This is a genomic window from Streptococcus oralis, from assembly GCF_901543815.1.
Lineage (GTDB): Bacteria > Bacillota > Bacilli > Lactobacillales > Streptococcaceae > Streptococcus > Streptococcus oralis_CM.
Genome location: NZ_CABEIU010000002.1, coordinates 516163 through 527781, shown reverse-complemented (window position 1 = coordinate 527781; position 11619 = coordinate 516163). Strand labels below are relative to the sequence as shown.

12 protein-coding genes are annotated in these 11619 nt (G+C 42.4%); 1 reads left to right on the top strand and 11 read right to left on the bottom strand.

Translation table 11 applies throughout. The annotated features are described in order from the left end of the window. The first annotated feature begins 102 nt into the window (after positions 1–102). Entirely contained in the window at positions 103–1185 is a 1083-nt protein-coding gene (locus FQT28_RS02645; RefSeq protein WP_143989333.1) for a M24 family metallopeptidase, read from the top strand. A gap of 40 nt (positions 1186–1225) precedes the next feature. On the opposite strand, the gene FQT28_RS02640 is transcribed toward FQT28_RS02645, so the two are convergent. From FQT28_RS02640 to FQT28_RS02590, 11 genes are all read right to left on the bottom strand, one after another. Continuing rightward, the gene (locus tag FQT28_RS02640) at positions 1226–1687 is read right to left on the bottom strand and encodes an ECF transporter S component (RefSeq protein WP_143989332.1); all 462 of its coding nucleotides are present in this window, start codon (positions 1685–1687) and stop codon (positions 1226–1228) included. Next, positions 1665–2438: a bifunctional hydroxymethylpyrimidine kinase/phosphomethylpyrimidine kinase gene (locus tag FQT28_RS02635; protein ID WP_143989331.1), complete on the bottom strand. Its 774-nt coding sequence runs from the start codon at positions 2436–2438 to the stop codon at positions 1665–1667. The genes FQT28_RS02640 and FQT28_RS02635 overlap by 23 nt, the downstream gene beginning before the upstream one ends. After that, positions 2428–3177 (bottom strand): tRNA pseudouridine(38-40) synthase TruA, encoded by a 750-nt coding sequence (truA, locus tag FQT28_RS02630; RefSeq protein WP_143989330.1) that lies wholly within the window; start codon positions 3175–3177, stop codon positions 2428–2430. Before truA ends, FQT28_RS02635 begins: the two co-directional genes overlap by 11 nt. A 96-nt stretch (positions 3178–3273) precedes the next feature. Beyond that, positions 3274–4425 (bottom strand): MFS transporter, encoded by a 1152-nt coding sequence (locus FQT28_RS02625; protein WP_143989329.1) that lies wholly within the window; start codon positions 4423–4425, stop codon positions 3274–3276. A gap of 112 nt (positions 4426–4537) precedes the next feature. Next, the gene (locus FQT28_RS02620; protein ID WP_143989328.1) at positions 4538–5161 is read right to left on the bottom strand and encodes a Pr6Pr family membrane protein; all 624 of its coding nucleotides are present in this window, start codon (positions 5159–5161) and stop codon (positions 4538–4540) included. A 2-nt stretch (positions 5162–5163) separates the two neighbouring features. Continuing rightward, entirely contained in the window at positions 5164–5502 is a 339-nt protein-coding gene (locus FQT28_RS02615) for a zinc ribbon domain-containing protein YjdM (protein ID WP_001061600.1), read from the bottom strand. A gap of 209 nt (positions 5503–5711) precedes the next feature. Beyond that, complete coding sequence (locus FQT28_RS02610; protein WP_143989327.1) at positions 5712–6230, bottom strand: Dps family protein; 519 nt, start codon at positions 6228–6230, stop codon at positions 5712–5714. A 149-nt stretch (positions 6231–6379) separates the two neighbouring features. Further along, positions 6380–8161: an ABC transporter ATP-binding protein gene (locus FQT28_RS02605; RefSeq protein ID WP_143989326.1), complete on the bottom strand. Its 1782-nt coding sequence runs from the start codon at positions 8159–8161 to the stop codon at positions 6380–6382. A gap of 8 nt (positions 8162–8169) precedes the next feature. Further along, positions 8170–9906: an ABC transporter ATP-binding protein gene (locus FQT28_RS02600; protein WP_143989325.1), complete on the bottom strand. Its 1737-nt coding sequence runs from the start codon at positions 9904–9906 to the stop codon at positions 8170–8172. 178 nt (positions 9907–10084) lie between these two features. After that, complete coding sequence (tpiA, locus tag FQT28_RS02595) at positions 10085–10843, bottom strand: triose-phosphate isomerase (RefSeq protein WP_000087893.1); 759 nt, start codon at positions 10841–10843, stop codon at positions 10085–10087. Between the two features lie 96 nt (positions 10844–10939). Further along, complete coding sequence (locus FQT28_RS02590; RefSeq protein ID WP_143989324.1) at positions 10940–11617, bottom strand: DnaD domain-containing protein; 678 nt, start codon at positions 11615–11617, stop codon at positions 10940–10942. Positions 11618–11619 lie beyond the last annotated feature (2 nt).

Here is an 11619-nt window from a genome sequence, read left to right as displayed (position 1 = left end):
TCCACTATCTTTTCGGAGTTCTTTTTGCTTGTTCTTTTACCCTTCTCTCTTGCATTTTCTCTCTTTTTTTGCCAAAATAGAGGGGTAGAAAGAAGGTAGCATATGTCTAAATTACAACAAATCGTAACATATCTTGAATCAGAAAAACTAGACGTCGCTGTCGTATCTGACCCCGTCACTATTAATTACCTCACTGGCTTTTACAGTGATCCCCATGAACGCCAAATGTTCCTTTTTATCTTAGCGGACCGGGAACCTCTCCTCTTTGTCCCAGCTCTTGAAGTAGAACGTGCAAGCAGCACTGTATCTTTCCCAGTTGTGGGCTATGTGGATTCTGAAAATCCATGGCAAAAAATCAAAAATGCTTTGCCTCAACTTGACTTCAAACGTGTCGCTGTTGAGTTTGACAATCTCATCTTGACCAAATACCATGGTTTGAAAACAGTTTTTGAAACTGCTGAGTTTGAAAACCTCACTCCTCGCATCCAACGCATGCGCCTCATCAAATCAGCTGATGAAGTCCAAAAAATGATGGTTGCAGGTCTCTATGCTGATAAAGCTGTCAAAGTTGGTTTTGATAACATTTCTCTTGATAAGACTGAAACAGATATCATTGCCCAAATCGACTTTGCTATGAAACGTGAAGGCTATGAAATGAGCTTTGATACTATGGTCTTGACTGGCGATAACGCCGCAAATCCGCACGGAATTCCTGGTGCAAACAAGGTCGAAAAAGACGCCCTTCTCCTCTTTGACCTCGGTGTCATGGTTAATGGCTATGCCTCAGATATGACACGTACGGTCGCTGTCGGTAAGCCTGACCAATTCAAAAAAGATATCTACAACTTGACCCTTGAAGCTCAACAAGCTGCCCTTGACTTTATCAAACCTGGTGTGACTGCTCATGAAGTGGATCGCGCTGCTCGCGAAGTCATCGAAAAAGCTGGTTACGGTGAGTACTTCAACCACCGTCTCGGTCACGGTATCGGTATGGATGTCCACGAATTCCCATCTATCATGGAAGGAAACGACATGGTCATCGAAGAAGGCATGTGCTTCTCTGTTGAACCAGGTATCTATATCCCTGGTAAAGTCGGCGTTCGTATCGAAGACTGCGGTGTTGTTACCAAGGATGGCTTTGACCTCTTTACAAGCACCAGCAAAGATTTGCTTTATTTTGATTAAACTTAGACAAGCAAAAAGTCAGCTATTGAAGCTGACTTTTTTATTTTATCTTCTTGACGCTCTGAAAGACTACAAATCCCACAACCATTCCCACGATATTTTGCAGGAAGTTTGGTAGGATTTCTGGTAGGGCTGCTGCCCAGCCATTCATCAAAGTTGAGCCCAGAGCATAGCCACTTACCATGACAATTGTAGCTAAGACTAGGCCCAGCCATTGCCATTTCCCTTTAAAACCTGCGAAAAATCCCTGCAAGCCATGGTTTACCAAGCTAAAGAACATCCACTGTGGATAGCCTGATAAGAGGTCAATCAAGAAACCTGCTAGTCCTCCAACGACAGCCCCTTCACGACTACCAAAGTAGAAGGCTGCAAAGAAGACACCCGCATCTAAGAGAGTTAGAATGCCTGTTGGTGTTGGGATTTTTAAGAAATAACCTAGAACCACAGAAAGGGCTGTCAAAAGGGATACAAGGGCGATTTTAGTTGTTTTGGTTTGCTTCATATTGTCTTACTCCATATTGATCTGCTTGTGCAATAGCACGGTAAACGAAAGCTTTAGAACTCTCTACTGCTGGTAAAAGTTCATCCCCTTTAACCAAGTGACTGGCGATGCTTGAGGCAAAGGTACAACCTGCGCCAGCATTTTGGCCTTGGATAACTGGATTTTCTAGGACTGTAAAGATTTGCCCATCATAAAAGACATCCACAGCCTTGTCCTGACTAAGGCGATTACCTCCCTTGATAATAACTGCTGGCGCTCCTAATTCATGCAATTTCTGCGCTGCAGCCTTCATATCTTCCAAGGTTTTAATCTCCTGACCAGCTAATAATTCTGCTTCAGGGAGATTTGGCGTAATCACGCTAACATGAGGGAAAAAGCGAATCAACTCTTGACAGAGTTGGCTGACAGCTACATCGTGCGTTTCCTTGCAGACCAAAACGGGGTCCAATACCACAGGCACTCCCGGACGTTGCTTGATAAAGTCCAAGGCCTTCTCAGCCACACTGACAGTAGGGAGAAGGCCAATCTTAATCCCCGCAAACTCGACATCACGCAAGCTGTCTAGCTCATGTTGAAAAATAGTATCAGCCGTAGGAAAGACTTCAAAACCCTTTTCTGTCACAGCCGTCAAACAAGTCACTGCTACAAAGCCATGCAAGCCATTCAAGGTATAGGTGGCCAAATCAGCTGACAGACCACCACCACTAAAAATATCATTTCCAGAAAGGGCTAAAATACGATTATTCTTCATAACGAATCTCCTTTAAATACAAGCCATTCGGTGCTGCCGTTGGGCCTGCAAGTTGCCTGTCCTTCTTCTCCAAGATGAGGTCAATCTGCTCAACTGGCATTCGGTTGTTTCCGATCTTGAGAAGAGTCCCCACCATATTGCGAATCTGCTTATACAAAAAACCATTTCCTGAAAAAGTAAAGGTCAAAAATTGGCCTGTCTTATCAACACTAAGACTAGCTTCTGTAATGGTCCGAACCTTGTCCTCTACACTAGTCCCAGACGCTGTAAAACCGGTAAAATCATGGGTTCCCTCTAGCTTTTTGATGGCCGCCTGCATCCGTTCCACATCAAGTGGATAAGGAAAGTGAGTGGCATAGTGACGGCGCATCGGATTTTTAGGCCGCCCCCTATCTACTATAAACTCATAGGTCTTGCTATGTTTTGCATAACGGCAATGAAAATCATCCGCCACAAGCTCAATCGAAATCACATCAATATCTCCAGGTGACTGGGTATCCAGAGCAAAACGGAGTTTTTCCTCATCCATCTGATAGGGCAGATCAAAATGAATGACCTGACCAAGAGCATGAACCCCACTATCAGTCCTACCAGCACCGTGAACAGTGACGGCTTGCCCCTTATTTAATCTGGTTAACGTTTTTTCGATTTCCTCCTGAACGCTCCTCGCATGGGGCTGACGCTGAAAGCCAGCAAAGGCATAGCCGTCATAGGAAATTACAGCTTTATATCTCGTCATGTGTCTATTTTATCAGGAAATAATAGTACAAACAAGTTTAAAAAACAATAATTGTCTGGGGACAAAAACAAAAAAGAAAAACTTAGGAAATCAATCCTAAGCTTTCTTTTGAAGTGCAACCATGACAAATACGGAAGTCACTATTAACCAGCATCCTAGAATGGTGAAGACCAACATACCGTTTTGAGCTACCAAGCCAATCGCCCCAAGAATGAAAGGTGTCGTAAAGGCTCCAAAGCTACATCCTAGCACTGCAAATGATGTTGCCTGATTAAGGAGCTTGGCTGGTATTCTTTCAGAAAGAAGCTGAAAAACAGTGGTCAAGGCCACACTGTAGGAAAAACCTGCCACAATACTTCCAACTACCATCACACCCAATGACGGAGACAAGGCAATCACAATCTGCCCCAATCCAAAGGTAATGCCTGACCAAAGGAGCAATCTTTCTTTAAAGAGAGAAATCAAGAAAGAAAAACTCACACCAGCCACAATCCCAATCAACTGCATGATACTTAAAACCAAACTCGATAACTGGGCATCCCCTAGACCTCTTTCCACCATCAGACTAGGAATACGAATGGTGATAGCTGTATTGGTGCAGACAACAACTGCTGCTTCGACAGCTAATAGAAAAATTAAGCCTTTCATCTGTCCTGTCAAACGAGTCATTTCGGCCTCTTTTTTCTTTGTTTCTTTCTTTTCTTTCCCATAAGGGACAAAGAGCAGATAAAGGATCAATACTAAAAATCCTGCACTGTAGGCCAAGAAGGTCACTGTCCATCCCAAGGATAAGAGTTGACCTACCACTAGAGTCAAAATCGACGCCCCGACAACTTCTGCTGATCCGCGGAGACCCAGCATCTGGATCCGTGTCTTTCCATGATAGCGTTCGCTGATGATGGAAATAGCCTTGGCATTGATCATCCCAACACCCAAGCCAAATAAAATCCGCATAGCAAAGACAAAGTTATAATCCTGATACCAGAAGGGAGCTGTTCCACCAATAGAGAGGATGAGAAGTCCCAGACTAATCTGAAGTCGCTCAGGAAACAAACGCTCTAGCACCCCGTTTAAGACTAGCATAATCATAATCCCAAAAGAAGGGAGACTGACTAGGAGCTCGATTTGTTCTTTGGGATAGCCTTGATAATAGTCAAACATGGCTGGCAGAGCACTTGATATGGAAAAGGAGGTAATCAAAACGAGGGAGAGGGCCAAAATACTAGCCCGTTCTAAAAATTGTTTCATGGATTTTCTTTCTGTATATTTCTCACTGTTGATCCTTTTAAAAGGAAGAGGGCAAGAAAAGAAGGAGCCCGATTGAACTAGAGACTCCGACCTAACTTTCCTAATAGGAAGACTATTTTCGCTTGATTTGCTTGATCAGATAGAAGATAAAGCCTGCAACCATATAAGCCACAAAAATGATCAAACACCATTTGATGACCACGTCCCAACCCTTGTTCACATTTAAAAAGAAATAAGGGAAGGGATTGTCCTTGGAATTCGGAATATTGAGTTTTAAGACCAGGCCGTTAAACAAGGCAAAAATCATATAAACCAAGGGCAAGATGGTCCACAAAACTGGATCCCAGATTTTGTATTGGCCCCGTTTATCAAAGAAGAGGGTGTCGGCTAAAAACCAGAGTGGAACGATATAGTGGCAAAGGAAATTTTCCACACGATAAAAATCTGTCGCAATCGGAGCCAGCATAAAATGGTAAATCACACAGGTAATCATGATACTCATGGTGACGCCACCCTTGAGACGAAGCAAGGTCGGACTTTGCCAATTTTCCCCTGAACGGCTCATCACACGGAGCAGGTAGCCCGTGAAAATCGTTACCAAAAGATTAGACAACACTGTGTAGTAAAGGAGCATACCAAAGCCACCGTGCTTGGTAATCTCCAAATAAACTCCTGTAAATGCCACTAAGAACAAAAGTACACGACTATAAAAGATAAATTTATAATTTAGTTTCATGGCTAGATTTTCTTAACAAATTCTGACTTGAGTTTCATAGCTCCAAAACCATCAATCTTACAGTCGATGTTGTGGTCACCTTCTACGATACGGATATTTTTAACACGAGTTCCTTGTTTCAAATCCTTTGGTGCACCTTTTACTTTCAAGTCCTTGATAAGGGTCACAGTATCGCCGTCAGCCAATTTATTTCCATTGGCATCGATAGCGACAACACCTTCTTCTACTTCTGCAACTTCTGCAGGATTCCACTCATAGGCACACTCTGGGCAGACCAAGAGACTTCCGTCTTCGTAGACATATTCTGAATTACATTTTGGGCAATTTGGTAAGTTGTTCATAAGTCCTCCTTAAACTAACAATTATTCTTTAAAATTCATATGTTATTGAACAGCAACTATTATACCGTAAAATCCTACTTTTGACAATGTGTCCTAAGTCCAGCAAACAAAAAAATCATGCAACTTTTTACAGTTACATGACTTTTAAAAGATGATTGGTCATGGGCACTTATCAAGCACCTCATGATAAAAGGGGTAGCAACTATATTTTACAAACCAGGAGCTTGTCCAAGTTCTGCTGCAAGCATCCAAACTGTTTTCTCAAGTTCAGCCTTAGCACCAACAAAGATATCGTTTGTAACATCATCGCCTTCTTCATCAGTCACATCCAAAGCTTTTTGGAAAAGAGCGATGAGGTAGCGATAAATCGCTAGAACACGTTCCAAGCTTTCTTCAACGTTACGGAATTCTCCTTCTTCTTCTTCGATTTCACTGTATTGAAGGAATTCTGTCAAAGTTGAGTAAGGTTTGCCACCAAGGGTGATCAAACGTTCGCTGATTTCGTCAAGATAGCCATCAAGGCTGTCCATGTATTCATCCATTTTTGGATGCCATACGAGGAAACCACGACCACGCATATACCAGTGAACTTGGTGAAGGGCAATATGAGCCACATACAAGTCCGCTACTGCTTGGTTCAATACTTCCTTTGTTTTTGCCAATGCTACTGGCGCTGTTTTAGATAATGTTGTAACGTCTTTTAATGCTTCTTTTTTCAATTCAACCATATTTCTTACCTCTTTTCATTTTTTTATAACCACTTCACAGTAGCTATAATACAAGTATACTACTCCCAGAAAACAATAGCAAGGAAAATGTACTATCTGAGAAAAGTTGAAATAGACTGATAATTTAAGAAAAATCTAGCCTTATTTTATTAGCTGACTTGATCGGATTTACTCGAAAATTGACTTTGATAAAGGTCGTAATAGAAGCCTTTTTCTTGGAGCAAGCTTTCATGATTTCCCTGCTCAATAATCTGTCCATCTTTAAGAACGAGAATCTTATCCGCTTCTTGAATGGTCGAGAGACGATGGGCGATAACAAAGCTGGTTCTCCCCTTCATCAACCGTTTCATGGCTTTTTGAATCAAGAGTTCCAAACGGGTGTCAACAGAGGAAGTCGCTTCATCCAAAATGAGAATTTTAGGATTGGCTAGGAGAGCACGCGCGATGGTCAAGAGTTGTTTTTGCCCGAGGGAAATATTGCTGGACTCTTGGTTCATCTCCATGTTGTAACCACCAGGAAGAGTTCGAATAAAGTGGTCTACATTTGCTGCTTTGGCAGCTTCTATTATTTCCTCATCACTGGCGTCAAGATTTCCAAAACGTAGGTTTTCTTTGATAGTTCCTTCATAGAGCCAAGCATCCTGCAAGACCATCCCAAACTGACGGCGGTAGTCTTGTCGTGACAACTGGCGAATATCCTGCCCGTCAACCAAGATTGCACCTGCTGTAACATCGTAAAAACGCATGAGTAGATTAATCAGGGTTGTTTTACCAGCTCCAGTCGGACCTACAATCGCTACCATCTCTCCCGGTTGAACTTCTAGATTAAAGTCTCGAATCAATGGTTTGTTTTCGACATACTGGAAATCAACCTGCTTAAAAGTTACCTGACCCGTTAAAGGTTCAAGGATTTCGAGTTCTTCTCCCTCGACTTCCTCTGTCTCATCCAAGATATCGAAGATACGATCGAGCGAAGACTTAGCACTTTGCATTTGACCCGCAAGTTGTGTGATGTTTTGGATAGGCTGGCTAACCTGCCAAACATACTGAACAAAGGCCTGCATATTCCCCACTGTCAAACGGCCCGCAATCACCTGCAAACCACCAAGAACTGCAACGATCAGATAGGTCAAGTCTGATACGGCATGGAGAGCTGGCATCATGAGTCCAGAGATAAAGCTGGCTTTAAAGCCAACACGTTGGAGGTCGTCCGTAATCTCAGAAAATTCTTTATGAGAAGTTTCCTCACGACCATAGAGTTTCAAGACATTAAAACCTGTGAGATTTTCCTGCACATAGCCATTCATCCGTCCTAAAATAGCCGCCTGCTCTTTAAAATAAGGCTGAGAACGTTTCAGGATGCTTCTAGCACCAAAATAGGTCACTGGAATGGATAGAATCACCACTATAGCCAGTTGAAAGTTCAAGTATAAAACCATTCCCATCACGAGAACAATCGTCAAAACGGCATTGACAATTTGGAGAAAAGACTGTTGAAGAGCATTAGACACTGTCTCAACATCACTGGTAAAGCGTCCCAATAAATCACCAAACTGGTGTTTGTCAAAGAAAGACACAGGGATACGATTGATCTTTTCAGTCATTTCATTTCGCAGATCTTGGGTCATGGACTGTACCGCATTAGTCATGAAATAGTTGGAATAATAAGAACCAAGTTCATACAAGAGACCTCTAAAGAGATAAATGATTAAAACAGTTCCGATGTAGCCAGTATTGATACCAGCACCTGAAAGGCCCTTAGCCATATCTAAGATGTTTTTTGTCAACTCCGTAATGGCCAGCCCCAAGACAAAAGGCTCCAAGACACTCATGACCACACTTAAAACTTTTAGAAAAACCGCAAAGAAGACAGAAAAACGGTAGGCTTTTAAATAGCTCCACAAACGAGCCAAACTAGATTGTGTTTTCATGTTTCCTCCTATTCTTCTGTTAGAGATGCATTTTTCAACTGCGACTCAGCAATTTCACGATAGATGTCATTTGTCTTCATCAATTCCTCATGTCGACCGCGACCTACGATTTCTCCCTTATCAAGAACGATAATCTGGTCCGCATCCATAATGGTCCCAACACGTTGGGCAACGATTAAGACTGTAGCATTTTGAGTGACTTCCTTGAGACGACGGCGTAGAATGGCATCTGTGCGATAATCCAAGGCTGAGAAGGAATCGTCAAAAATATAGATATCAGGATTCTTTATAACCGCTCTGGCAATTGAAAGACGCTGTTTCTGTCCACCAGAAAGATTGCTTCCGCCTTCAGCTAGATGAGTCGCAAATCCTTCTTCTCGACTTTCAATAAAATCTTTAGCTTGCGCCACATCTGCTGCCTGATGTAGGTCTTTGTGACTAGCATCTTCCTTCCCATAACGGATATTTTCAGCGATAGTTCCTGTAAAAAGCAAGGCCTTCTGCGGAATAAAACCAATCTTTTGACGGAGAGACTTGAGACGGTAATCCCTCACATCAACACCATCAACCTTGATTTTCCCAAGCGTGACATCGTAAAAGCGAGGAATCAATTGCACAAGAGAGGACTTGCCCGATCCGGTCGATCCGATAAAGGCAATGGTTTCACCTGGTTTAGCACTGAAAGAAATATTATGCAAAACAGGATTTTCCGTCTCGCCAGGATAGGCAAAAGTGACATTTTCAAATTCCAAATAGCCGTGGGTTGCTGTCTCTCTAACGCCTCCTTCATTGGGATCAATAGAAATCGGCATATCCATGACTTCTTTCAAACGTTCACTCGAAACGGCTGTACGAGGATACATAGTGAAGAGATTAGATAAGAAAAGGAAGGACAAGAGAGCGTGGAAACTATATTCGATAAAGGCTACCAAGTCTCCAATTTGCAGGGAACCTTGTTTGATAGGATCCAGCGCAAACCAAACAATGGCGACAATCATGGCAATGATAATCTGAACAAACAAGGGTTCTGTCAAGCCAGTTAGTTTAAACAGACGATTGGAATTGGCTGCATAGACTGCATTTTGTCCTGCAAAACGTTCCTCTTGAAACTCCTCACGGGCAAAGGCGCGAATGACACGAAGCCCCATCAGATTTTCACGAGCGTATTGATTGATTTTGTCCAAAGTTTTCTGCTGTTTCTCTGATAAAGGACGAGTTTTAACAGCAACATAAATGACCACCACAGCCAAGAAAGGTACTGCAAAAGCCACTATCCAAGCTAATGACGGGCTGGTCAAAAAGATCATTAAAATACTAGACAGCATCATCATGGGAGTGATGACACCCAGTTTTAAGGTCTGTTCTGCAAACTGCATGAGAACAAAGGCATCACTGGTAATACGAGTAACCAGTGAAGACACTCCTATCTTTTCATATTCATGATGAGAATACTCTTGTAATTTGGCATAGAGATCATCCCTCATATCTTTAACCATATTGGTCGTCAGCTTACTAGCAGCATAGGCTAAGACTATACGCCCCAAGGTTCCACATAGGATAATCACCAGCATGATTGCCGCCCAAAAATACAATTGCTGTTCATTCCCTTTATTCACACCTTCATCAATCATCCGAGCCAGAACAGTTGGCAGTCCAAGATTGACGATAACAAAGAAAACCGCTCCAAGGAAATCCAAGAATAACCACTTGGGATATTTTTTCAAATAAGACCAAATATAGAGCATAACTCCCCCTTTCATAACCTTTTGATACAGAAAAGAGCGCACATCTGCACGCCTTTCCTTCCCTAAGGAACTTTCCTAGTCGGAAAAATTCCTCTTTCACAAGAATACTCCAAGTAAAAACAAAACAGGCAGTCAAAGTCGCCTAGTACTTTTGACTGTCTGTCTGGAAAAAACTAGATTATTTTACAAAGTCAAGCAATGCCAAGAAGCTTTCAGCTTCAAGTGACGCACCACCAACAAGGGCACCGTCAACGTCTGGGCAAGCCATGTATGAAGCAACGTTCTCAGGTTTAACTGAACCACCGTATTGAACACGAACTTTGTCTGCAACTTCTTGACCAAAGTCAGCAGCTACAACGTCACGAACAACTTTACACATTTTTTGTGCGTCGTCTTGTGAAGCTGATTTACCAGTACCGATAGCCCAGATTGGCTCATAAGCGATAACTGATGCAGCAACTTGTTCAGCTGTCAATCCAGCCAATGCAGCAGATACTTGAGCACCTACGAATTCAGCAGCTTTACCAGCTTCGTAAGTTTCAAGTGACTCACCACAACAGATGATTGGAAGCATACCGTTTGCAAAGATTGCTTTTGCTTTTTTGTTGATGTCTTCGTCAGTTTCATGGAAGTAGTCACGGCGTTCTGAGTGACCGATAACAACGTAGTCAGTACCGATTTCTTTCAAAACTTGTGGGCTTGTTTCACCAGTGAAAGCACCTGCATTTTCAAAGTAGCAGTTTTGAGCAGCAACTTTAAGGTTTGAACCTTTAGCAGCAGCAAGAACAGTTGTCAAATCAAGAGCTGGAGCTGCGATACCTGCTTCAACAAGGTCTGATGAAGGAAGTTTTGAGGCAACGGCTTCAACGAATGCTTTTGCTTCTTCTGGATTTTTGTTCATTTTCCAGTTACCAGCGATAAATGGTTTACGTGACATTTCACATACCTCTTTTTTCATTTTATTTTCTATTATTTTATCATATTTATAAGGAGCTTGCAAACCTTACTCTAATTTACAAGATTTTTCAATCGGCTACTCTTGCCACAAATTCATGGCATCAAGGAAATCAGCCGAAGCTTGCACTTGTTTAGGATTGTTAGCTTCTCGCTCTGCTCGTTTGGCCTCTACCTGAGCCACAGACTGGATGCCTTCATGGCGCCAATTCCGAAGGATGGCCTGAATATATTTCCAGTTTGGTTTGCCATTGAGAACTGCCTCTCGGAGAGCTTCCTTGATCAAATCCGCCTTGATACCGTCTTCTTTGACAGTCTTGGAAAGATCTTCGATTTCAAACGGCGTTAGCAAACGTCCCAATTCCTGCTGGAAGGTTTCCACCAAATCCTTCAATTGATTTTGTGGATTTGGGGTAGTTGCAGCTGGAGTCTGACTGTCCAACAAGCTATCCAAGCGTTCAAAAGCCAAACTAGCATCAAAAATCAGCTCAATTTCCCCATTTAGTTCAATCGTTCGATATTGTAGTAGCCCATTTTCAGTCAAGTTTGAAATGGATTGGTTGACATCTGCAAGTTCTTTTCCAATAGTTTCTGCAATTTGGCTTGGCGATAGCTCATCCAAAGCAGATGTATTTTGTAGATAAAAAAATTGCCAGACGAGAAAATCATCACTAGAAGGAAAGAGTTCCTTAAAATGCAAGAGCAGGGCACTTGGCAAAACCAAGTTCCCTGATTTAAAAGCGTCGAAATATGTCATAA